General features: G+C 53.6%; 16 protein-coding genes, 1 tRNA gene and 1 pseudogene. 9 read left to right on the forward strand and 9 right to left on the reverse strand.

Features of this window, described 5'->3' with window-relative positions:
• Positions 1-534: 534 nt before the first annotated feature.
• From VOI23_RS14995 to VOI23_RS15020, 6 genes are all read left to right on the forward strand, one after another.
• The gene (locus VOI23_RS14995) at positions 535-1725 is read left to right on the forward strand and encodes a tyrosine-type recombinase/integrase (RefSeq protein WP_323785730.1); all 1191 of its coding nucleotides are present in this window, start codon (positions 535-537) and stop codon (positions 1723-1725) included.
• Between the two features lie 83 nt (positions 1726-1808).
• A complete protein-coding gene (locus VOI23_RS15000) occupies positions 1809-2978 on the forward strand; it encodes an Arm DNA-binding domain-containing protein (RefSeq protein WP_323785731.1) in 1170 nt (389 codons plus the stop codon).
• A 177-nt stretch (positions 2979-3155) separates the two neighbouring features.
• Entirely contained in the window at positions 3156-5252 is a 2097-nt protein-coding gene (locus VOI23_RS15005; protein ID WP_323785732.1) for an N-6 DNA methylase, read from the forward strand.
• Positions 5249-6409, forward strand: coding sequence for a restriction endonuclease subunit S (locus tag VOI23_RS15010; RefSeq protein ID WP_323785733.1), 1161 nt, complete (start codon positions 5249-5251; stop codon positions 6407-6409). Before VOI23_RS15005 ends, VOI23_RS15010 begins: the two co-directional genes overlap by 4 nt.
• A gap of 9 nt (positions 6410-6418) precedes the next feature.
• Positions 6419-9655: a type I restriction endonuclease subunit R gene (locus VOI23_RS15015; protein ID WP_323785735.1), complete on the forward strand. Its 3237-nt coding sequence runs from the start codon at positions 6419-6421 to the stop codon at positions 9653-9655.
• Between the two features lie 275 nt (positions 9656-9930).
• Entirely contained in the window at positions 9931-11061 is a 1131-nt protein-coding gene (locus tag VOI23_RS15020) for a DUF3800 domain-containing protein (RefSeq protein ID WP_323785736.1), read from the forward strand.
• 336 nt (positions 11062-11397) lie between these two features.
• Here VOI23_RS15020 and VOI23_RS15025 read toward each other — a convergent pair whose 3' ends face one another.
• Together VOI23_RS15025 and VOI23_RS15030 are read right to left on the reverse strand one after the other, a co-directional pair.
• A complete protein-coding gene (locus tag VOI23_RS15025) occupies positions 11398-12285 on the reverse strand; it encodes an ImmA/IrrE family metallo-endopeptidase (RefSeq protein ID WP_323785737.1) in 888 nt (295 codons plus the stop codon).
• Positions 12282-12617 (reverse strand): helix-turn-helix transcriptional regulator, encoded by a 336-nt coding sequence (locus tag VOI23_RS15030; protein WP_323785738.1) that lies wholly within the window; start codon positions 12615-12617, stop codon positions 12282-12284. Before VOI23_RS15030 ends, VOI23_RS15025 begins: the two co-directional genes overlap by 4 nt.
• A 145-nt stretch (positions 12618-12762) precedes the next feature.
• Here VOI23_RS15030 and VOI23_RS15035 point away from each other — a divergent pair, with 145 nt between their 5' ends.
• Positions 12763-14124, forward strand: coding sequence for a nucleotidyltransferase (locus tag VOI23_RS15035; protein WP_323785740.1), 1362 nt, complete (start codon positions 12763-12765; stop codon positions 14122-14124).
• 476 nt (positions 14125-14600) lie between these two features.
• A complete protein-coding gene (locus VOI23_RS15040; RefSeq protein WP_323785742.1) occupies positions 14601-15653 on the forward strand; it encodes a CBASS cGAMP-activated phospholipase in 1053 nt (350 codons plus the stop codon).
• A 320-nt stretch (positions 15654-15973) separates the two neighbouring features.
• Here the strand turns inward: VOI23_RS15040 and VOI23_RS15045 are convergent, their stop codons facing one another.
• From VOI23_RS15045 to VOI23_RS15075, 7 genes and pseudogenes are all read right to left on the reverse strand, one after another.
• Positions 15974-16465: a DUF433 domain-containing protein gene (locus tag VOI23_RS15045; protein WP_323785743.1), complete on the reverse strand. Its 492-nt coding sequence runs from the start codon at positions 16463-16465 to the stop codon at positions 15974-15976.
• A gap of 202 nt (positions 16466-16667) precedes the next feature.
• Positions 16668-17726: pseudogene (locus VOI23_RS15050) on the reverse strand (IS256 family transposase); the annotation flags it as partial.
• A 469-nt stretch (positions 17727-18195) separates the two neighbouring features.
• Positions 18196-18504: a helix-turn-helix domain-containing protein gene (locus VOI23_RS15055; protein ID WP_323785744.1), complete on the reverse strand. Its 309-nt coding sequence runs from the start codon at positions 18502-18504 to the stop codon at positions 18196-18198.
• Positions 18505-18929: 425 nt separating this feature from the next.
• Positions 18930-19370 (reverse strand): hypothetical protein, encoded by a 441-nt coding sequence (locus VOI23_RS15060; RefSeq protein ID WP_323785746.1) that lies wholly within the window; start codon positions 19368-19370, stop codon positions 18930-18932.
• Positions 19371-19467: 97 nt separating this feature from the next.
• Positions 19468-19902, reverse strand: a complete 435-nt coding sequence (locus VOI23_RS15065; protein WP_323785747.1) for a hypothetical protein — start codon at positions 19900-19902, stop codon at positions 19468-19470.
• Between the two features lie 827 nt (positions 19903-20729).
• Positions 20730-20806 (reverse strand) — tRNA-Arg (locus VOI23_RS15070).
• A gap of 358 nt (positions 20807-21164) precedes the next feature.
• Positions 21165-21476 carry an ETC complex I subunit gene (locus tag VOI23_RS15075; protein WP_323785748.1) on the reverse strand — a complete coding sequence of 104 codons (312 nt, stop codon included), beginning with the start codon at positions 21474-21476 and terminating at the stop codon, positions 21165-21167.
• 251 nt (positions 21477-21727) lie between these two features.
• On the opposite strand from VOI23_RS15075, the gene uvrB reads away from it, so the two are divergent.
• Entirely contained in the window at positions 21728-23920 is a 2193-nt protein-coding gene (gene uvrB, locus VOI23_RS15080) for an excinuclease ABC subunit UvrB (RefSeq protein ID WP_323785750.1), read from the forward strand.
• Positions 23921-24299: the final 379 nt, after the last annotated feature.

Below are 24299 nucleotides of genomic sequence, written 5' to 3' on the forward strand. Positions count from 1 at the left end.
CTATCACAGACAAAAGGCCAAAGCGAACTGCGGCGAGGGGCTCACCGCTCTGCTAGAAAACCAGATATCTCAATGGGCCAGATCGTGATGGACGTTGTGTTGACTGGTAGACCGCAGTCACCCACGGGTAAACAGACTGAATTCAGTGCAGCCCAAGACAGACACAAGGCAATCCTGGGCGATAGAATAGCCACAGAGGCCGAGGCTTACTTAAAATCCGCCGCCTCCAAGAAGGTCATCACAGGGGCAAATTTTCCAACCCACTCTCAGAAATTTGGGAACCGGATAAACTATCGTTTCAGGTCAATAGCATATAAAGCTTGTGGCGCTCCCTGAAGGACTCGAACCCTCAACCTGTCGATTAGAAGTTATTAGCCTCGACTTCGATATCGCCTGAAATCACCTCATAACGCATTGATATAAATGATCTTTCCGTTTCTTGAGTTTGATTTTGGCCAATATCACTATTGCACCACGCAGTCAGAAAACGGTCTTCGTCCCGTTCGGCAGCGTCACATTAGGAAAGTCGAAAACATGAAAACACGCTTAACAGAAACCCTCATTAAAAACACCCACTGGAAGGGTAAAGAAGTAAGGCTCGTCGATGCTTCTTTGGCTGGGTTCTATGTCGCCATCAACAAGCACACCAAAACCTTCAAAGTAAAAGCAGATCTCTGGGTTGGCACACCAGGTCAGAAGAAAAAAGTAAGAAGCATCAACCAAGCCTTTGCCAGCGTCCAACAAATATCCCTGCGCGAGGCAAGAATGCAGGCAACGACTTTCTTGTCGCAGATTAAGGCCGGGACCGACCCATTCAGGTCAGTTGAAACCTGCGAAACCAGTATTAAAGAAATGGTAGATACTTTCATTGCTTCACGGCAAGAAAAGCATCGCCGCCGAGCCACTCTGGAAAGCTACCGCCAAACTTCGAGCAGCTACCTGAAGGCTATCCACAACGAACTTGCCGCAGATTATAAGTTGCATGAAGCGTATAACCTTCACAAGAAACTGACCGATAACCACGGTGCCCTCTCCGCCGACAAAGCTTTCAAACTGCTTTCGTCCTCTTTCCGTTACATTCGTCCCAGAACACCGGAAGGAACAATCGACCATAATCCTCTCGAAGGTTTCGAATACAATAATCCAAAACCGAAAGACGGAAGAACAATGACCACTGATGAGCTTTCAGGCTGGTACGAAGCTCTACAAACCATCAAGAACCCCATCCGCCGGGGCCTCCACCAAACAATGCTTTACTCGGGCCTTCGCACGGCCAGCGCATCCCAGATCGAACACGATTGGCTCGACGAAGGCAGGAGCTGCCTGCATATCCCCGCCAGGGCAATGAAAAGCGGTGAGGATCTTTCAATTCCAGTTTCGGATCAATTGCTCAAAACCTTAAAGGAGGCATCAAGTTGCAGCAAACGCATATACCCTCGTTCTCCGTGGTTATTTCCGACAATTAATAAAACCGGTAAAGTCACGCCAATTGGGGCGGTAAGTGAGAAAGCGTTGGATTACCGAACAGGACATACTTTGCGCAGGACATTCCGCACGATGGCGGCGTTGGTTAAGGTGTCTGACCGCAATGGGGATCTTCTTATGGGGCACAAAATTAAAGGTATTCGTGGGCGCTACATCGACCAGCCACAACTTTTTGGGCAGCTCCTTGATGATCAAAGGCTGATTTCTCATCACATCGAAAAGCACATGCTGAAGCGCTGAAATAGAACGCTGCGTTGGGGATCAAGATGATTTCTGACGCAGCCATTCCATCAAAATCAGTGTAAATCAGGGTCGATGATTATATGGAAACTAAGATAACCGATAAGCTCGTCGCGTCTTCCGAATGGAAAGGCAGTGACTTCATCATCAGGGATATAGAAATAAGGGGCTTTTTCTTATCTGTTTCGGAATCAAGAAAGTCCTTCAAAATTCAAGTAGACATTACCAAAGACGGGCGTCGGCATTCGGTTCGGCGCACTTTGGGTACGCATGCTGAATTTAGCGCAGATACCGCGCGCGAAAAAGCACTTCGTACGATCCAGAGCATCAAGCAGCCCTTGCCCGACGAAGAACCCGAACCTTGCGTCGTTTCCTTTCCTGAATGGGCAAAGGAAGCCATCAGAGAAATTCACAAAAACTCCAACCGATCAGATCGGAACCTCAACCTGCGTCGAGCCAAACACTATTTTGAACCGTGGGAAAACAAGGAGATGGTGCAGATCGACACTGATGACGCGCTTCAAGTTCTAAATGATATCAAAGATCGCGAGGGGGCATCTTCAGCCAAGATCTGTGCTCGCCTTATGGCAAAACTGCTTGAACTGGATGTCGACAATTCCCCAAATATCGAACCGGCGCGTATCGTGGACTTCATCGGCCTTCAAAGGCACGACTTCTGCAAGGAAAATATCATCCCACACAGTCAGTTACCCCAGTGGCGCGTTGATATAGAAAACCTCCATAGCGTCCATCGTCAGAAAATGCACTTTTTCCATCTATATTCAGGGCTCAAACCATCTGCGATGGTCAGAATACACCGAGACTGGGTATGCTCTGAGGAATCAATAATCCGCTTTCCCTTAGGTGCAATTGCCGACGATCGTTCCATCGAGTATCCGCTTTCCACCCAACTTGAAAGGTTCGCAAGTGAGGCATGCGAAATTTCGACCTTACTCTACCCGAACGGGAAATATTTGTTCTCAAACTCACAAAACTCAGCTCGACCGGTCATTTGCCGTGAAAAAAAGATGATGGGACGCACAGGGCATGTACTAAGAAATACATATCTTTCGATCGTCAAAGATCTTGGAATTCCCGATGACTTCTTGCAAGAAAATCTAAATATTCGAAGCGAACATAAATTGACTGGCGGGGCGCTATCTCGCCATGACAGCCTCAGATATCAAAATCTGATATCTCAGAAAATTGACGGATTACTACATGGTGCAAATTGGGAAAACTGCCCAGAATGATCCCATTTATGACAAAAGTGTAACTTCGTCGATTTCTCACTCCTATGTCTCCCTGGCATTCGATCTGAAAAAGAAACCCCACATAAGATGAGTGACCACGTTGGCAAGGTCAGACTGGCAGCCACCAGATTGTTTCGATAGCATACGGGAAAATCATACATTTAGACGAGGCAGACCTTGGAGCATATCGGCAAACTGGAACAGCGCCTTTGGGGCGCTGCGGACTCTCTTCGAGCCAACTCGAACTTCGCCAGCAACGAATACTTCATGCCTGTCATGGGTCTGATCTTCCTGCGCCACGCGTACTCGCGCTTTCTCAAGGTCCGGGATGAGATTATCCCAACCCTGCCGTCACGCGGTGGCAAGACGCGCGCCCTGACCAAGGAAGATTTTTCGGCGCGTTCATCCATTTTTCTGCGGGACAACGCCCAGTTCGACTTCCTGGTCAGCCTCCCAGAAAGCGAAACCGCGTCGACGGCTGTCATCGCCGCGATGAAATCGATCGAGGAAGACTACGCCACCCTCCAAGGCCTCCTGCCGAAACAGGAATACGCCGAGCTTGACGAAGACGCGCTGCGCCAGGTTCTGCGCATCTTCAACGACCCTGCCCTGCAGAAGGCCGACGGCGACGTCTTCGGCCGGATCTACGAATACTTCCTGACTCAGTTCGCGGACCAGAAGGCCCACGACAACGGTGAATTCTTCACGCCGATCAGCATCGTCGAAACCATCGTCAACATCATTGAGCCCACACGCGGCAAGGTTATCGACCCAGCCTGCGGCTCTGGCGGCATGTTCGTGCAATCTGCCCACTTCGTCGAAACGATGAAGGCCAACCCGAACGAACGCCTGACCTTCTACGGAATGGAAAAGAACCCCACGACCATCCGCCTGGCCAAGATGAACCTCGCCGTCCACGGGCTCGAAGGCGACATCCAGAAAGCCATCAGCTACTACGAAGACCCGCACAAATCCCATGCGCCCTTCGACTACGTCATGGCCAACCCGCCCTTCAACGTCGACGAAATCGACGCAGAGAAGATGAAGGACGACAAGCGCCTCTCCTTCGGCCTCCCTGGCGTCAACAAAGGGGGCAAGGTCTCGAACGGCAACTACGTCTGGATGTCCTTCTTCCATTCCTACCTGTCCGACACCGGCCGCGCCGGCATCGTCATGTCGTCTCAGGCGTCCTCTGCGGGCGGGCAAGAGGCCAAGGTCCGCGAAGCGATGGTCAAGACCGGCGACATGGATGTCATGCTCGCGATCCGGGGCAACTTTTTCTACACGCGCACCGTGCCCTGCGAGATCTGGTTTATGGACAAGGGCAAGCCCGAGCACTTGCGCGACAAGGTGCTGATGCTGGATGCGCGCCAGGTTTTCCGCAAGGTGACACGCAAGATCTGTGATTTCTCGCCTGAACAGGAAAAGAACCTCACCTCCATCGTCTGGCTCTACCGTGGGCAGGAAGACCGCTTTGCGGGGTTGGTGCAGGGCTATCTGTCCACGGCGCGGGACGAGGCGCAGCAGACCGACTTTGCCGAGCTGCTCGATGTCCTGGCCAAGGCTTGCACCCATTTCACCGCGCATACAGACACCACCGAGTTGAAAACCGGGGTCGAGAAGTTGACCGCCGATGCACGGGCCTATGGGAAGGCTGCCGCCGCGCTGACACAGCCTGATGCCTCCATCGACGCGCTGACAGCGGCATGGACGGCGATGCAGCCGTTGGCGGATCAGGCGAAGACCTTGATCAAGGAAATCGACCATCTGTCAAAGCTTGCCCAGAAGGCGCAGGAGAAAGCGTCTGAGACCCTGAAAGCCAAGGTCGAGGCGATCAGAGATGAGGGCGAAGCCAAGAAAGCCTTGGCCGCCATGCGCAAGATTATCTCGGACGGCAAGAAGCATCTGGAGGCGATTGCCGAGGCACGAGTGGCGCTGACAGGCGATCCTGAAATTCACCTGACGGCCAGCGGGGCGCTGAAACGCTTTCGCTATTTCGAGGGGCAGGCAGACTGGCTGCTGTCGCGCTTCCCCGAAGGGCGGCTGCGCGATGTCGAAGGGCTGGTGAAGCTGGTCGATCAGGCCGAACTGGCCGAGAATGACTACAGCTTGACACCGGGCCGCTATGTGGGTGTGGCTCCCGAAGAGGATGATGAGGATTTTGACTTCGAAGAGGCGATCAAGGAGATCCACGATGAACTGGAGACCCTAAATGCCGAAGCAGGGGAACTGGCCGAGACCATCGCGAAGAATTTTGAAGAGTTGATTTTATGAGCGTCGACCAAATTGAAATCTCTCTGTCTGAGGTCTGCGAGCTTGTAACAGATGGCACGCATGACTCGCCGAAACTAAAGCCGTCAGGCGTCCCTTTCATTAAAGGAAAACACATATCTTCTGGGGTCATTGACTTCGAAAACTGTGATTTCATCTCTGAAGAAGATCACAGACTATGTATTAAACGCGTCGAGCCACAAGCGGGCGACATCCTCATGTCGAACATTGGTTCAGTCGGCGATTCCGCTCAGGTTCCGCATGGGTATACTTTTTCAATAAAAAACGTGGCGTTGTTGCGACCTAATCGGTCAATAGTCAATGAACTGTACTTTTTCTACCTCTTTCGAAATCCTGCCTTCAAAAAGAAGTTGATAAACTTAAAAGCAGGATCCGCACAGCAATATATCAGCCTTGCAGCACTTCGAGGTCATCGCATTACAATCGTAAAACATCTCCCCACTCAAGAACGGATTGCGGGGGTGCTTTCGGCCTATGATGACCTGATCGAGAACAACCGGCGGCGGATTGCGTTGTTGGAGCAGGCGGCGCGGCTTTTGTATCGCGAATGGTTCGTCCATTTCCGCTTCCCCGGCTCCGAGACCACCAAGTTCGTCGATGGCCTGCCTGAGGGGTGGGAAGTGCGGAAAGTGAAAGACCTAATCACTCGCTTGAAATCGAAGCCCAAAGTCCGAAAAGATGAATATCAAGCATACGGCCAGTGGCCTTGCGTGGATCAGGGGCAGGATTTTATTGGCGGATATACCGATAACAGGGAGGCGATTTATCATGATGGCCTACCACTAATTGTGTTTGGGGATCACACCCGAGCACTGAAATTCGTAGACTTTCCTTTCGCTCGGGGCGCGGACGGAACCCAGATCATCCAATCAAACGAAGAACGCCTTCCTCAGGAACTGTTCTATTTTTCACTGATCAATGTTGATCTATCCAATTATGCGTATGCACGCCACTTCAAGTTCCTGAAGGAACAGGAAATTATCGTTCCGACATTAGAAATGGCGAAGATCTTCTCCGATCAAGCAAAGGCGATCTTTGATCAGGTCCGAACGTTACGGGGACAAAACCAAAAACTCACAGAAGCCCGCGATCTTCTCCTTCCGCGTTTAATGGATGGACGCCTTCCCATCCCAGAGTAGTATCTGACCATGAACGATTTCACTGAAGACCTTTTAGTCCAAAAGACCATGGCCGATTATCTGGCCGATGAGCATGGCTGGCGATCCGTCATGGCGTGGAACAGCGAGACCTTCGGCCCCGAGGGCACGCTGGGCCGCAAGTCCGACAAGGACGTTATCCTGACCCGTTACCTGTCCGACGCGCTGGTCACCCTGAACCCAAGCCTGCCGGACGACGCTTACGCTCAGGCCCTGCGCCAGATCACCGAGACCTTCGCCTCGCAATCCCTGCTGAAGACCAACCAGGAGAAATACGAACTGCTCCGCGACGGCGTGCAGGTCAAATTCCGGCAGAACAATGAGCCCCGCGTCGAACACCTGCGCGTCTTTGATTTCGACACGCCCGAGAACAACGATTTCCTTTGTGTGCGCGAGATGTGGATCCGCGGCTATGCCCATCGTCGGCGAGCTGACATCGTGGGTTTCGTCAACGGGCTGCCTTTGATGTTCTGCGAGCTCAAGCGCCCCGACAAGGATCTGCGCCGCGCCTATGCCGAAAACCTGAGCGACTACAAAGACACGGTCCCGCATCTGTTCCACTTCAACGCCTTCGTCATCCTCGGGAATGGCGAAGAGGGGCGGATGGGCTCGATCAGCGCCGAATACGCGCATTTCGCGGAATGGCTGAAGCTGGATGAGCGTGACCGGCGCGATGCGCGCCTGCCGATGGAAGCGCTGCTAAAGATCGTCTGCGATAAACGCCGGTTCTTGGACCTGTTTGAGAATTTCATCCTGTTCGCAGACGGTGCCAACGGGCTGGCAAAGATCATCGCCAAGAACCACCAGTATCTGGGCGTGAACCGGGCCGTGGAGGCCGTGAAGACCCGGGAGGATCTGGAGCGCAAGTTGGGTGTGTTCTGGCATACCCAGGGGTCGGGCAAGTCCTTCTCGATGGCGCTGTTCACCCAGAAGGTCCACCGCAAGCTGGGCGGCGATTTCACCTTCCTGATCCTGACCGACCGCACCGATCTGGACAACCAGATCTACAAGACCTTTGCCTCCGTCGGGCTTGCCAACAATGACAAGGACGCCTGCCGCGCGTCCTCTGCAAAGAACCTGCGCGAGTTGCTGGGACAGCAGAAGAAGGTCGTCTTCACGATGATCCAGAAGTTCACCGATGATGAGGCCGGGAACGGGGTCTATTCGACCAGTGACAAGCTGATTGTCGTGACAGATGAGGCGCACAGGACACAATACGGGATGCTTGCGCTGAACATGCGCAAGGGGCTGCCTAACGCCAGCTTCATCGGCTTCACCGGCACGCCGCTGTTCGCCAATGACGAGATCACCAGGCAGGTGTTTGGTGGGTATCTGTCCACCTACGACTTCCAGGATGCCATCGAGGATGGAGCGACTTTGCCGCTGTTTTACGACGCGCGTGGCGACAAGCTAAAGATCGCGGGGGCAGATCTGAATGGCCGCTTGGCTGATGCACTGGCCGAAGCTGAGGTGGATGACCCAGATGTGGCCGCGAAACTGTCAGATGATCTGAAACGCGAGTATCACGTCGTCACAGCAGAGCCGCGCCTGAAGCATGTGGCGAAAGATTTCGCCTGGCACTTCTCGACCAATTGGGAAAGTGGCAAGGCGATGTATGTCGCCATCGACAAGGTCACGGCCGTTCGAATGTTCAACTACATTCAGGCCGAGTGGGAGGCCCAGATCGCAGCGCTGGAGGCTGAACTCGGTTCCATCGCCGACGACCAAGAACGGCTTCAGCGCGAGGCCAAGATTGCCTGGATGCGTGAGACCGAGATGGCCGTTGTTGTCAGCGACGAGCAGAATGAGATCAAGAAGTTCAAAGACTGGGGCCTCGACATCATTCCACATCGCAAGCGAATGAAGGATGGCTTCACGGTTAAGGAGAAAGTCGGTGGCCGCGAAATCGAGAAGCGGCTGGATGTCGAGACAGCGTTCAAACGGGAAGAGCATCCCTTCCGCATTGTGATCGTCTGCGCCATGTGGCTGACTGGCTTCGACGTGCCTTCTCTTTCGACTCTATACCTCGACAAGCCTCTGCAGGCGCACACCCTAATGCAGGCCATTGCGCGAGCCAACCGCGTGAAGGAAGGCAAGAACAACGGACTAATCGTCGACTACTGCGGCATCCTGAAAAACCTTCGAAAAGCCCTTGCGACTTTTGCTGGCCATACAGGAGGTGGAACTCTTGGTGGCCCAGATGAGCCTGGGCCCGACGTCGATCCTGTAAATCCAGAGGAAAAGCTGAGAAACGAACTCGTCGAAGCAATTGCGCTGGTCGGAGAACGCCTGAAAGATGGTGGGTTCGATTTGGACCGGCTGCGCAAGGCCGAAGGCTTTGACAAGCTCAAGGCTCTTAAAGATGCAAAAGAGACTATCAACCAGAACGATGAAACCCGGAAAGGCTTTGAAATTGTCGCGCGGGCTGTTTTCAGGAAATACAAGGCATGCTTAACTTTTGCATGGGCAGAGGATTTCAAAGGATCGTACCAAGCGATCAACTACATTTATAGCTCCCTCCAGGATGATAAGGCGGACGCTGATACGACAGCGATCATCCAGAAACTCAACGCCATTGTCGCCGACGCAATCCAAATAACTCCAGACACCGAGGGCGATCGCATCTTTGATATTTCGAAGGTGAACTTTGATCTTCTGCGTAAGGAGTTTGCGAAAAGCGAGAGAAAAGCCAGCGATACTCAGGACCTCCGTGAAGTAGTGAGAAATCGATTGGCAAAAATGTTGGCAGCAAATCCGACCCTGACGGATTTCGAAGAGCGGTTCGACAAGATCATCAAGGAATACAACAAAGAGAAGGACAAGAACACAATCGAGGCGACATTCGAGGCTCTCATGCGTCTTGCTGCGGAGATGGAGGCAGAGGCGAAAGCCCACGTGGCTATGGGATTGTCGGCCGACCAGAAGCCGATCTTTGACGTCCTCTTTCGGGAAGATCTTTCCGGGGAGGAAATAAAGCAAATTAAGTCAGCGTCGATAGCCATATTGGAGTCGATCAAACGCCGCATGGAGCAGGTTCATGATGCTTTCCAAAAGGAGTCTACACGAGCCGGGATTCGGCAGGAAATCTACGATCTTTTGTATGACGAGCACACCGGGCTGCCCGAGGCGAAATACGATGATGCGGAATTAGAAGTCCGAACCGATGAGCTGTTCAAGTTTTTTGAACATAAATACCAAACATATGCTCCGCAACATCGTCAGGCTTGAAGCAAGCCAGAGCAGCATTTTAGGGGCAAGCAACCGCAACGTGGATCAACTTAACTGCCCCCACAGTGGCCCCAAGGTCCTATTTCACTTCAACATCAATCTATTCGGAGAACCTTGCAAATGAAAGGCGGCGCAAGAGAGGAAAACTGAATTTTCGGGCAAAGTTCAGTGGTCAAATGACAGATACTTATACAGAATTGCAAGCAGAGCCTCGCTACGATCACTTAAATTGACTTGTCAACTTTATCAAGCATTAACGCTTAGGAGAAACTTTCATGTTGCTTGCTTGCGATGAAGCCGGGTTTACCGGGCCGGACCTATTGGCAAACGATCAACGATATTTTGCGTTTGCTTCAATCAATATTTCCGATGACGAAGCATGGCTACTAATCGATGCAGCACGCAAGGAACATCCTGTCCAGATGCCAGAGCTAAAAGCTTCAAAACTCATGGCAAGCAATCAAGGTAGGAGATTGATAACTCACTTGGTAGAAAGCCTTTCCGGCCGCTTCGCAATAAACGCCCACGACAAATTATTGGCGCTCTGTGGCTGGGTTTTCGAGTATGTTTTCGAGCCCGTTTTCCAAGATGATCCAAGCATATTTTATGAAAAAGAGTTTCATTTATTCATAGCAATGTACTGCTATCTCTGGTTCCAAAGTGACAGCACTGAAGTGAAGGCTACGCTCGCAGAGTTCCAAAATATGATGCGATCAAAGGACCTATCCAAAGCACCCTCATTGTTCGCCAGTAAAGCTCAGGTCACAGAATCACAACAGCATCCTTTTGAACTCATTCGCAGATTCGCGACAGCTCATCGCAAAACCATTGCCAAGGAAGTCCGTGAGGTTCAGCATCATACAGTTGACAAGGGAACGTGGACTCTTGACCTGTCAGCTTCAGCGCTTTGGAGCCACCTCAATCACTGGGGGCGGCACAAGGAGCCACTTACTGTCATTTGTGATGAGAGCAAGCCGTTAAGGGCTATCGCGGCGGAACTAAATGGCGACGCAATGGATGCGGCAATAGCAAGAGCTCGAATGATGAAGCCTAATGACCCGCTCGGCTGGGAAATGTCTGAGCCAGTTAATTTTGCCGATTCTCGATCCCATCCTTCGGTTCAACTTGCGGACATTCTGGCAAGTACCGTCGTGCATTGCCACACCAACGGAGTGCCGCAAGGTTTTGAAGGCACCGCTCACGTTCTGGACAATGGGATGCTGAAAGACTCGATATTCCCAGACTTAGAACGCGTGCAATTGGATAATGACCACGTTAAAGTTCACTACGCAGTCTTATATGAACTGGTCGCGCGAGCAGAAGGTGGCGGCACAGGCATTCCGGTGGAGGACTACTTCCAACTTGTTCAACAGGCGATTGCGTCTGGAGAGCTTGTTCTGGAGTAGCTACTTTTCAAGTTTTATCATTTTTTAGCGTATGAAGCCTGACAAACGAGCGATACTTTCATCACGCGGCATTTTCCATTCTGAGCTCATCGCCACCTTGCGTCATTGCACAGAAGTTTAACATTTCGATGTTGTTTGAAGGTCACTCCTAACATCTTGGCATGTCTGCCCCGCACCGGTAGCGAATGACTGGAAGTCACCCTTATTTTTGATCGGCGCGAACAGCCAATTGCTGGAACTGAGCATCTCGTGAACGGGTGACAGCATTGTGGCATCATGCCCGTCGTGAATTCATTTATGATGCTCTGCCTTTTGACGTAACCACTTGATGACGCCCTATCTGCCGTACGCAAACCTTGGGGTCCAGCTTTTTTGCAGCGATAGTTCTTCTTCGTAAGATTCATCATTGGGGTCATCGGCCATTTCCTCGCTCGAAAGGACCGTCAATGTGAAACCATAACTGCCAAGCCCAATCACTTCTTCATCCAAGGCAAGTTGTCGCTCACAGGAAAACCACTCTGCAAGGCTCGTTTGTCCGCAAATGGAGCGTGCCAGATGGATATTCTGCAGATCGGCATTGAACCGCAAAGTATGGGTCTTGGGCAGCGGCATCCCTTTTTTGAAAAAGGTGAGCTTGTCGAGTTTCTTGAAGCTTTCCGACAAGAACGCATATGCGACCTTGTCGGCTGAGCTGACAATGACCGCCATGGGATAGTCGCAGCATTCGGCGGCCCGGATCGCAGATGCTGTAAGCGAGCACTCAGCTAAATGGCTAAGCGCAAGGATCCCGTCCAAGCCGACTCGGCTGCCCCCGAGTGCTTTGCCGACAAGGATGGATGGCATAAGCAGACCAGATGCAAAATGATCCGCCTCAAGCTCTATTGAACTGGTACCCTGTGAAAACCCAGCCCTGGACATGTGGATCGGGGCGGTCTTCAGGATTTCTTCGGGATGCCCCTCAAGAAAATAGTGGCCAAGCTCGTGAGCCACGGTGAACCTGCGAAACCCTTCGCTCTTGATATCGGTCGCGTAGAAAATGCCAACGCTCTCATCATGGAAGATGATCCCGCCGCTCACGCCAACCCGGCCGGGATCCTTGGGCTCGACAAAGATGTCTTCGCTCTCCGCGATCGCAAAGGGATCAACGGGGAAAGCATCGTAGCCTTTTTCTTTTGTTTTGCGCTCCCCTTGGCGCCGCGCCATTTGAATTCGAAATTTGCTCATTTTTCCGACTTTCGCTTATTCATAAGGTCGATCATCATCTGGATGTGATCGCGATCACCGTCGGACAAATTTTCCTCTCCACGAAAGACCGTCGTTGCTCCCGCCATGTCGTTTGTCCTTCCGAGCAAGTAGTCGGATGTTACGTTTAATGCCTTTGCAAGTGCCCTGATGTTGGCAAATGACGGCTTTCTTCGTTCCTTTTCGAAGTGGCCAATTGCGGATGGTTGTAGCCCGGTCTTGCCTGCGAGTTCCGTCTGGTTGATCCTCCGCGCCTCTCTGGCTTTTCGCAGTCTGTCTCCGAAACCACTATTTGAATCCGTTAAGTTTGACATGACGCTCCCGAATCTGTTACTATGACGTTATCGTAGGAGACATGCCGCTTGATCGCGGCTTCTTTTATAGCTTTTAATCCTACGAAACCGTCAATAAACGTAGGACAGATCAGAGAGTCCGTCAAGCCTAAGGAGGCAGAAGAACATGAATATCAGGACGAACCTCGAAGATTTCGCCCGCAGCCTGGAGATCGATCCGGTAGAGGGTGCACTAATGGACGTTGCACGTGCTATCCAGATCACCCGCACCATGCACGATGAAGCCGACCGCCATTTTCAGGGGCTCGCACGGCATGTCGATCGCCCAGGCAGCCCTCTCGAAGACTCGGTCCTTGAGATCTACCCTTCTGGCAGCTTTGCAATTCACGCCGCGACGCGGTCACGCCTGAAGACCGACCAGCACGACGTTGATGCAGTACTCGAAATCGCGATCGCTCCTGGCACCGACCCGGCGTGGGTGCTCGAACAATTGTACAAAGCGATCAAGGGCGAAAAAGGCAGCAAGTACTACGACTATCCGATTGTGAAAAACAGTCGCTGTGTCACGGTTACCTACCCGGACGGCGTCACGGTCGATCTGATGCCGGTCGTTCGAATCGACGGGACCCCCGAACGCGTGGCAACCTTGTTTCACTACAAGCCTGAGACGGACGAGCGGTACCACAAGGAGATCAATCCGAAGGGGTTTGCCAACCACTTCAATGCTCACATCGAGATCAGTGAAGCGTTTCAGAAACGTTTCGATGCCCGTCGTTACCTTGTCGATGGCCAAACCTACACCGAACTGGCCACGCGGCTGTCAAATGAGACGTCTGGTTTGGCGTTGCAAAAGGCAGATACCCAACCGATGCCGGTGCATGTCCCCCTCGACCAGAAATCGCCTCGCGTGGTTGCCCTCCAACTGATCAAGAGGTTCCGCGACAAACGGTATCGCAAGCACGACGATCACCGTGGTAAACGCAAACCCCCGGCCGTCATTATAGCAGCGATTGCAATCGATGCCGGCCCTGCAAACGATAGCCTGGTCGATGAAGTGATTGCGATTGCCAAGCGTATGCGCTGGCAGATCCGCAATGCCGAACAGAACCTGCGGTTACTTGAAGTTCGCAATCCCGCACATTATCCGGATCTCTTTACTGATCGGTGGCCGGCTCAAAGGAGCGACCAGCAGCTTTGGGCTACGGACTTGCTCACCCTCATCGAACGCCTCGAAAACCTGAAGCGGGTTGGATTCGATCCTGCGGTTATCCAATCGACATTCGACGATCTGTTCGGCGAAAAGGCCGGTGAGACCGCTCTGCAGGCCTATCATCGCGCACAGACTGTCCAGCTCGAACATGGCGCGCTCGGCATGACACCGAGTGGGCATTTGAAACCTGCGCCACCAGTTTCGTCCCTGGCTGCTCCAGCTCTGGGTGCTGGGATCGCATCCGCACCAGGCCTTGTGAGGCCTGCACGCGCGAATACGAACATGGGGGGCACTGTACCTGATGATAACTGTTGGTGATCAGATTGCGGACATGGCCGATGTCTATCCCGAATGGTCATGCGATCGGCTGAGCCAGCGAACTTGTGTTTGGGAGGGGCATCTGCAGCCACACAAAACGACGTACCGGCTGCGGGTAGAATATTCTGAACCCCTACTGCTCGAAGGCAGATCAAACCTGTACCTGCAGCCACTGGTTGAGATTCTTGAACCGACATTGCAAAGGCGCTTCGGTAACAAAGAAGGGTCCCTACCGCATGTTTACGTGTCACATCCGCGAACAGAGCGTACAGGGCCATTCCTCTGCCTCTTCGACGACGAAGCGGATCAGTGGACGCCAGATGACCTGATCAGTAATACTATCATTCCCTGGGCGTCCAACTGGCTGAGCTGCTACGAAAGCTGGCTGGCTTCGGGAAAATGGTTTGGGACGGGCAAACACATCAGAAGTCAGTCAGGCGGGCGATCCAGGTTGGCGGTACTTATGGAGAGATTTCATGGCACAACCTCAATCCCGCCGCTCGCAGGGCACAATCTTTCACCGTCGAGATCAACTCGAATGGCCCGCAGATGATCTTCGCATACTGTCCATTGATGGCGGTGGCATAAAAGGCATTCTGCCTGCGGCGGTGCTGGCGGAATGCGAGCGTCGTTTCTTGAAGGGCGGTTCGGCAGGCAGCTACTTCGACATGATCGCCGGCACTTCAACCGGAGGAATAATCGCGCTCGGCATGGCAGCAGGAATGCGCGCCGAGGAGGTTCTGGAAATCTATATGCGCCACGGGTCGGAAATATTTCCCCGGCCTTGGACGCCGCCAACTCGACTTGGTCGCGCGATGCGATCCGCTTATCAGTTTGCCCGCGATCTTGCCGTTTATCGATACAACCGCGAACCCTTGGAACGAGCTCTTCGAGATCGCTTTGGCAACAGGACACTGTGCTCGGTCAATGTGCGTTTGAACATTCCTACCTTCGATGGGTTCAACGAGGTCACCGTCCTCAAGACCCCGCACCACCCTGATTTTCGCCTCGACTGGCAGGAAGAACTGGTCACGGTGGCATTGGCGACGTCCGCTGCGCCGACATTCTTCTCGACCTATCGAAACGGCAACCGGCACTTCGCCGATGGCGGTGTTTGGGCGAACAACCCCGTCATGGTGGCGCTGGTGGATGCCATGAGTTGTTTCAACGTCGACAGGCACAAAATCGAAATCCTGAGCCTTGGTTGTGGCGATCAAGATCTCCGTATGACTGATGGTCAGACCAAACGCGGCGGCATGTTCCACTGGAGAACGATCATCGAAAGCGCGATGCATCTGCAAAGCCAAAACGCTCTGGGGCAAGCCGGATTGCTAATAGGGCGAGACCGAATGCTCCGCCTGACATCCGCTCCGACGCTTGAACCAATCGGTTTAGATGATTTTGTGCGAGCAAGTTGTGAACTGCCCGCGCAAGCGAAGAGGTTAGTTGAAGAAAATGCTGAACGCCTTGAAGCATTCTTCGATGCCAAGCGGCCTCAAGCGACTTTTTATCATGGCAAGCGCCAATGACGGTCGTCGCATCGGAGATTATGACATCGCAATGTCGTATATGGATGCGAGGTGCGAGAAGGAACTCGCGTTGTCCCATTCGCGGTTGACGCGCTCCTTCATTAGGTCTGCAAGCCGCCATTCACCGCCATTGCAGCGAATGCCGGCTTTCCGCCCTTTCCATTGAACGACAACGTGTTGCTGATGCTCAAAATGCCGATCTGAGTCGCGTCCAAGCGCTATTCTTGTGAGGCTTTGCGCATCTGCCGGGGTGTAGGAAAGATCACGGCCAATTTGCCGAGGTTTTGACAGGTCACTACCAATACCCAGAGAACGCCAACTCAGCTTGCGATCTTTATGAGTGGGTGAGCTTTTGTATAAATGCTTGCCTGTTCGAGACGTTCTTCGGTCAGGCTTGGAAAATTTTCCAGAATGTAATGAACTGCCTCAACCTTGTAGATATCAGCTGCTTCATAGACGCCAATTCGCGTACCACGCATTACAGGCAGCCCTCCTCGGATATCAGGATTGAAGATGACTGCCGCCTCGGCACTTGCCAATGCAGCCATTCTTGAAACCGTCTTCGTGACAGCACCGGTCAGATCAACGCGCAAGGCACCCTCTTCAAAAACACCCTGACGTGAGGAGCCTTTCGCGACATTGCCAATCTCGCGAACCAATCGACGGCGTAGCTGAGAACCTAAATGGTGCCCAGTGGTCAGTTGAAACAGCACTATTGGACATGCGATTGGCTTGAGCATTGGTTGCGAACCAATAACAGTGTTTTTGGATCTGGAAAGTGCAGATTTAGGAATATCACCTTCCTTGATCATCTGGAGCACAACCTTACGATCGACAGTAACCGCGCCATTGGCACCGCCTGCCTGAGGCTGGGGCGATGATCTAAGAGACGTCGTTAATGACGTCATTACTGACGTCTCTTATGCGGGGCCTGTGATGCGTGGCGAAATTCTTGGGGCGGAGCGGCGACGCTTCTGGCATGATGAGATATGGGCAAAAGTTGGTGACGCATGATCAGGCGGCGGTTTGAAGTTGGCGGATCCCGTCGCGGAACTCAATCCCCTGAATGATCTCGGGCAGGCGGTTTTGACCGTCGAGCTTTCGCCATTTCTTCTGCGCCGACATCATCAGCTGGAAGGCCATGGCCAGACCGGTCTTGCGGCTGAGGCACCCCTTGGCTCGTTTCGTGCGGTGCCGGACGGTCGCGAAGGTGCTCTCGATCGGATTTGATGTCCGGATGTGCTTCCAGTGCTCGGCCGGGTAGTCGTAGAAGGTCAGTAGCGCCTCCCGGTCCTTGACCAGCTTGGCCACCGCCTTGTCCCATTTCACGCCGTAGGTTTCGACAAAGAAGTCGAAGGCGACGTTGGCTTTGGCTTTTGTCTCGGCCTGCCAGATGTCGTGCAGATGCGCCTTCGCCCTGGCCTGCACCGATTTCGGCAGCGCATTGAGCACGTTCATCGTCTTGTGGACCCAGCACCGCTGCTCCCGCGTCGTCGCAAATACCTCGCGCAGCGCGGTCCAGAAGCCGAGCGCGCCGTCGCCAATGGCCAGTTTGGGGGCCTGCTTCAGGCCGCGACGCTTGAGATCGAGCAGCACCTCGCGCCAGCTCTGCGTGCTTTCGCGGAAGCCGTCGGCCATGGCCAGCAGCTCCTTGCGGCCATATTCATCGGCCCCGACAACCACCAGAACGCATTGTTTTTCCTCGGCCATGCGCGGTTTGAAATAGACCCCGTCCGCCCAGATGTAGAGAAACCGCCGCGAACCGAGGTCGCGTTTCTGCCAGGCTTCATAGTCTTTCCACCAGTCGGCCTTCAGCCGCGTGATCGTCTTGGCCGACAGGCCCTTGGCATTCGGGCCCAGCAGTGCTTCCAGCGCCTCGGTGAAATCGCCCGTGGACACACCCTTGAGGTAAAGCCAGGGCAGCAGTTCCTCGACCGATTTCGCCTTGCGCAGATACCGCGGCAGGATGCTGGGCGTGAAGGTGATCTTGTCTTCGCCCGCTCCGCGATCCCGAACGCGCGGCACCTTCACGGACACAGGACCAATGCCGGTCATCACATCGCGTTCGGGCATCCGCACCGGACAGTCAAGCCGCATAAGCCGCGGTATCAACGGAGCGGTTACGATCGACATCAACAATCGCAGCGACTTCATCCAACGTGAGTGGGCGTAAAATCGATTTTGGCAAGTCCAAGAACGTTCTGAAATCAGATGTCATTGCATCGCCTTTCGCGCTGAGGCCAAGATGTGAATTCTGAGGAGATGGCCTCGCAAACCTGTGCGATTCCGAAGACCTCCGGCGGTACCAATACCGATAACCTGTCGCCAACGGCGGTGGGGGCACCGCGATAATCAACGCAACCGTTCCTCTTCGGTCGCCTACCCCTCGGTCTGCAGTGTGTTACCGGTGTTGGCAGATTTCCAAACGGACCGCCGTTGCGAATTGCATTGGCAGCCGAGCATTTTCTCGGCGCGGTTACCGCCGAGAAAATGCTTGGTGCTACCCGAACGAGCATGCGTCACTGCAGGCCCCTCCAGATTTTTACTCGTACCTGTTTTCTTCCATCCAATTGCGCACCTCGTCCGAGCGGTAACGGACATTCGCGCCTTGTTTGTAAAATGGAGGCCCATCATTTTTCCCACGATAAGCCTCAAGGGCAGCCTTGGAGTATTTGGTAATTTCCGCGACCTCCCTTGTCGTGAGGTATTCAGGCTCAGGAGCATGCTCCTTTGGCTCAAATTGATCGATGAAAAGGCTGATGCATTCTTGAACAACATCCCTAATTTCATGCAAATCGCGCAGGCTGAGCTTTGGTGTCATGCCAGACGTTCCACGTGGTTGATAACCCATTTTGAAACTCCTTCATTTAGTAGCAGTGCGTTGGTTGATGCGGACTCTCTTGATCCGGACGGCCGTGATGGCCTGTCAAAAACGCTGAAGAAATTTGGGCTTGGCCGATGGAGTGACCAAAGATTAAGCTCCTTCCCCCAATAAAATGCTTTTCACTATCGGTTATCCAGGGAAAGCTAATGGCAGCTCGGTTGATCGATCGTTGAGTATATCCTTCCTTTTGAAATCATGCATCGTGCACATCTTGACACCAAACATAGCCAGTATGCTTTAATCTTCAACATTTATCCTATTGTTTTTTATTGCTTTATTTCCTTCGTTAAATCAGAAATTGGCCAACGCGCGCGAGTGCTGCTGTACCGTTTAGCTGCCCTGGAGGGGCAGGAAACCCGATCAAACTACATGATCCGGTTTCCTGCAAAATCTTAACTGCTCATGATATCAAGCAAACAGCGGTGGGCAGCGACGTGGTCGAGTACACTGTCACGGCTGTTGAGAAAATCTTGAAAAAGATATTGCAGCTCGATCAGTTCATTGCCGCGATCAGAATAAACTGGAGTGTCACGGGTTTCGCCGCGTGGGCCGAAGTCATCGTAGCCGGTTTCCTCGTACCGCACCTCACTGCCCCGGAATTCTGAAGCAATACTGCGCTCCAGAATATCCATGACGGCATCAAAGCCACCTTCGTCTCCCTCATCGAAAGGCTGGCGATCTTTCAGGCGCGCAAGGCAGCGCGACACGAAAGCAACATCCTTTGCGGTGTCGCCAAGGTGAAGCGCCTTGGCCCGCTCTGCGACCTGCCTTCCCAAGCCTACGGCTTCGGCTGCCAGATCATCCATGCCTTGCTTGTTGTAAAGTACGTGCATCGTCGTGATACCCCTATTTTTAATTGTCGTTCATTGGGACGTCCTGGATGGCCGCCCCTTCAAGATAGCCAGCCCTGCACGGGCCGGCTCTGGGGGATCACGCGACTTTTGACATCTTTTGGGGTGCCAGGATTAAGCCGTTCTTGTTCTTGTTCTTGTTCTCGTTCGGTTCGCTCTCGGCAATGCTCCGAAGCAAACAGCCCAGTTTCTCGGCGAGCACACAACACTCTTCGACGAAAACCGAGGCAGAGTTGATCTGTGCAAAGAGAACGCTTTCGATCCGGTCCGGATCGCTGACATGCTCCAGCGTCAGTAACTGGTGAAAGTCCACAAGTTGGCTGCTTTGCGCACGTGTCAGGTGCCTCGTGTGACGAACAGCTTCACAGAGCAGAAACACGCGTGCACTGGCGGCAGGCCCTCCGAGCCTGTGAGCCGCCCGAGCTAAATCAGTCCCATGTTCGCTGAGAAACTGCCCGACGTGTGCGAGTTTGAGAAAAGTTTGTTTGGTTGAGAAAGTTCTGTAGAAAGTCATCGGTTTCATCCCGAGAAATGCTGCTCCAAGCGGCAGCTCAAGAAGCCTGTTTTCCTCCTTTCCAAAGGCTGTCTGGCCAGACACGCTGTAGCAGCAGCATCGTCTATTGGTCTGGCTTATGTTGGTATTTGTTGGCTCTGCTTCACCGGAGTTTGCGGATCTGCGCGGCCTCACAAGAGGGCCCGCGCAGGATCTGGAAATCAGGTGACCCAGAGCGCTGATTGGATTTCACTTATCAAAATTCTCTTCGCCGCATGTCTACCAGCCTTTCAAAGACACGTGTTGCCTGTGTGGGCCTTGACCATATGGTTTAAGCTATCTGTGTTATTTGATCTCCAGCCCTCCCGGATTACGGTTCGAAGCGGTCTCGCTCAGATGATCGCATGAAACCGAAGTTCGGATGGTCCAAAGCAGCCTAAGCTTCTTTCGGTTTCAAATTTTTTCTACGGCCACGTGACTTACTCGTAAAATTGTCACGTTGGGGTTGAGACTTTTTTTCAGGTCATCCTTAGTGAGGGCGACACAGGTATAAACCAAACGTCCAGAGAATTTCACCGGGCAGTTTTTCCATCGTGAATGCCCTCACAAAGAGGGGCATTCACGATGGAAAAATTCTGCTCATGTACGTTGATGATCTTCACATCACCAATCGAAAAAAGTTCAGATACAGATATGCACTGCCACTCTACCAGCTTCTGCAGTTCACCCCACGGGTGCTGAAATCAGATAAGGTAGTTTTTCCATACAACGCTTCTCATTGAGAGGTCGTGAACATGGGGTTTTGACATTGCGCGATGAAACGCTAATATCCCAACAAGCTTAGATTTTGGCGGCCCCGGAAGGACTTGAACCCTCAACCTCGGACTTAGAAGGTCCTTGCTCTATCCAGTTGAGCTACGGAGCCGCTGAAAGCGGTCTGCAAAACAGTCCGCGATAATCTACTACTTGCTAATCACCTTTAATTCAAAGCAAAATTTGGACTTGACCAACCGATTAGAAGTCGACTGCTCTATCCAGTTGAGCTAAGGGAGCATCCCCGCGCGACGTTTAAACGGTCACGCGGCAGTGGGCAAGCATGTCATGCTCTTGATACGCTTACCAAGTCCTCCCGAGATGCCATTTCAATCCCCTGGCGCGCAAAAGCACATTTGGCGACTGTTTCATCCTTATCTGTGATACCACAGTGGATGCCTCGAGAGAGACTGTTTCGCCGGACCATGAACACGATACCGGCTCAATTAGACCTAGAATGATTAAGTAGGTCAGTGGGTCCAAGGGGCCCGGCGATTGGTAGCGAAATTTTCGCCATAGCCGCCTGCACGCAGGTTGGCTTTGCGTCCATGAGGGGCGACAACCACCGCGTCCAACCCGTGTTCCTTGGCATAATCCAGCGCCGCGTCCTTGCTGTCGAATTTCAGCCGGACCTGGGTCTGGGTATCCGCGCTGGACGTCCAGCCCATCAGCGGGTCGACTTCGCGCGCTTCAGCCGGTTCATAATCCAGAACCCATTGCCGGGTTTTGGCCATTCCCGATTGCATGGCATTGCGGGCGGGTTGGTAGATACGTGCTCGCATCCGCGACTCCTCTTCTTTGCTGTCTTATCGTGAATACGCGGCATTTTTGCAAGAGCAGGAAAGCTGCTGACAACACGCTTTCAGCAAGGTGTAGATAATTCAGGCACGGGTTGCGGTTCCACCGCGCGCCCAAGTCCTGACCCTGCCTGCCACCGGCACCATAACTGTGAGCTTCCGATCCTGTTTCACCGGTTGGGGGTTGAAGTAGAACAAAAAGTGATCAAATCTTGCAGCAACCGCCGGAGACTCCCATGCCCTATGCCCATTCCGACAAATCGTCCCCCCTGCTGCACGCCCCAGCCCCAGATGTGAAATCCCGTGACAAGCTGGAAGGTGGCAAACGGTTCGTGATGCACACCGATTTCAGCCCCGCCGGGGATCAGCCGACGGCGATTGCCGAACTGACTTCGGGGGTCAATGCCGGTGAACGCGATCAGGTCCTGCTGGGAGCCACTGGCACGGGCAAGACGTTTACCATGGCCAAAGTGATTGAGGAAACGCAACGCCCTGCAATCATCCTTGCCCCGAACAAGACACTGGCAGCGCAATTATATGGGGAATTCAAGGGCTTCTTTCCTGAAAACGCGGTGGAATATTTCGTATCCTATTACGACTATTACCAGCCCGAGGCCTATGTGGCCCGGTCCGACACCTATATCGAGAAAGAATCCCAGATCAACGAACAGATCGACCGCATGCGCCATTCGGCCACACGGGCGCTGTTGGAACGCGATGACGTGATCATCGTCGCCTCAGTTAGTTGCATTTATGGCATCGGGTCGGTGGAAACCTATGGCGCGATGACGCAGGACCTGATGGCCGGGAACGACTATGACCAGCGTCAGATCATCACCGATCTGGTTGCCCAGCAATACCGCCGCAACGATGCAGGGTTTCAGCGTGGCAGCTTCCGGGTGCGCGGCGACGTTCTGGAAATCTGGCCCGCCCACCTGGATGACCGGGCCTGGAAACTGTCGTTTTTTGGCGAAGAGCTGGAAACGATCACCGAATTCGATCCGCTTACGGGAGAAAAAACCGACACGTTCGATCGCATCCGTATCTATGCGAATTCGCATTACGTGACCCCGAAGCCCACGATGCAACAGGCCATCCAGGGCATCAAGAAGGAACTGCGCCAGCGGCTGGATCAACTCGTGGGCGAGGCCAAGCTGCTGGAGGCGCAGCGGCTGGAACAACGCACCAATTTCGATCTGGAAATGCTGGAAGCCACCGGGGTCTGCAACGGTATCGAGAATTATTCGCGCTACCTGACCGGCCGCGCCCCGGGCGAACCGCCGCCCACCCTGTTCGAATTCATCCCTGACGAGGCGATCGTTTTCGCCGATGAATCCCACGTTTCCGTGCCGCAGATCGGCGGCATGTACAAAGGTGACTTCCGGCGCAAGATGACGCTGGCCGAACACGGGTTCCGGTTGCCGTCCTGCATGGATAACCGGCCGCTGAAGTTCGAGGAATGGGACGCGATGCGGCCGCAATCGGTGTTCGTTTCGGCCACCCCGGCGGCGTGGGAACTGGAACAGACCGGCGGCGTGTTCACCGAACAGGTGATCCGCCCGACCGGCCTGCTGGACCCGGTGGTGGAAATCCGTCCCGTCGATATGCAGGTGGACGACCTGCTGGACGAAGTGCGCAAAGTGGCCGCCGATGGCATGCGCACCTTGGTGACGACCCTGACCAAACGCATGGCCGAGGACCTGACCGAATACATGCATGAACAGGGCATCCGCGTGCGCTATATGCATTCGGATATCGACACGATCGAACGGATCGAGATCCTGCGCGATCTGCGGCTGGGGGCTTTCGACGTGCTGATCGGCATCAACCTGCTGCGCGAAGGACTGGATATTCCCGAATGCGGGCTGGTCGCCATTCTGGACGCCGACAAGGAAGGCTTCCTACGTTCCGAAACCTCGCTGGTGCAGACCATCGGACGGGCGGCGCGGAACGCCGACGGCCGCGTCATCATGTATGCCGACCGGATCACCGGGTCGATGGAACGGGCGCTGTCGGAAACCGAACGGCGGCGGACCAAGCAGATCGCTTATAACGAAGAACACGGGATTACCCCGGCCACGGTGAAGAAGAATGTCGAGGATATTCTGGCCGGGCTCTACAAGGGCGATACCGATCAGTCACGGATCACGGCCAAGATCGACAAACCGATGCACGGCGCCAATCTCGAGGCGCATCTGGACGGATTGCGCACCGACATGCGCAAGGCCGCCGAGAACCTGGAATTCGAGGAAGCCGCAAGGCTGCGCGACGAGATCAAGCGGCTGGAAGCGGTCGACCTTGCGATTTCCGACGACCCGCTGGCGCGGCAATCGGTTGTGGATCAGGCCGTCGAGGCGGCAGGCGCCGCGCGCGGGCGGTCAACGGCGGGACGGCCGGGGCAACGGGGCGGCGTGAAGCGGAGGAAGTGAAATACAACAAAAAATAGTTGATGAAAAAATCACAAACCTGCAAGGTTGTCCTAAAGAACAGCATTTCATTTGAAAAACAGGTAATATGATTAGAGTTAGCTTCACTAAGTTTCTAGATTTTGTGGCACAAACAGGCGAACCAAAGGCAACAACAGCGCTTCAAGCCTGGCGACAAAGCAATATTCCATATGATCCCGCGCGAGACTATCACCGCCGCATTCGTCAGCTAATTATTGACTCCGAAAAATCAGCTATCGATCCTGACGTGCTCCCCTGAGAGTCCTCGATTATAAGTTAGCTCTGTTCAGGTTTTGGTTCTCTTTCGACCGTTGATGATATTCCCACGGGGTGAGCCCGTCGAGGCTCGTATGGGGGCGGT

The sequence above is a fragment of the Thalassovita sp. genome (assembly GCF_034670005.1).
Taxonomy (GTDB): domain Bacteria; phylum Pseudomonadota; class Alphaproteobacteria; order Rhodobacterales; family Rhodobacteraceae; genus Thalassobius.